This is a genomic window from Sphingorhabdus sp., assembly GCF_046292425.1.
Taxonomy (GTDB): Bacteria; Pseudomonadota; Alphaproteobacteria; order Sphingomonadales; family Sphingomonadaceae; genus Sphingorhabdus_B.
In genome coordinates, this window is sequence record NZ_JBKBQV010000124.1 from 1 (window position 1) to 536 (window position 536).

Annotated in this window: 1 pseudogene; it reads left to right on the top strand. The window is 61.6% G+C overall.

Going from position 1 to position 536, the window contains the following annotated elements:
• Positions 1-82: 82 nt before the first annotated feature.
• Positions 83-536, top strand: a pseudogene (locus ACK4S7_RS13225) (type I restriction endonuclease subunit R); the annotation flags it as partial.

Sequence of the window (536 nt, forward strand, 5' to 3'; positions counted from 1 at the left end):
TCGTTGCCATCGCCGAGCTGAAGCGATTGTTACTCGGACGCGCTTTCTCGGGTGAGTTGATCGTACCGCGACTCCTCGTGGCATGAATGAAGCGGAAACCCGCGCCGAACTGATCGACCCCGCGCTTCGCCTGGCGGGATGGGGCGTGGTGGCGGATAGCCGGGTGCGGCGCGAGCAGATTTGCCCTGGACGATTGCAAGGTGCTGGCAAGCGCGGCGAGCCAACGACTGCCGACTATGTGCTGACCTTCCGCAATCGCAAACTCGCGGTGATCGAGGCGAAGCGACGCGATCTTGGCGATACCGAGGGTGTCGGGCAGGCGAAGATTTACGCCGAGAAACTACAAACTCGATTTGCCTATTCGACGAATGGGCGGGGCATCTGGCAGATCGATATGGCGGGGAAGGAAGGCTACGTCGATTCCTACCCCTCGCCACAGCAGTTATGGGACGCGACTTTCGCGAAGCAGAACGCGTGGCGCGACCGCTTTGCCGCTGTCCCCTATGATACGCGCGGTGGCACGTACGAACCGCGAT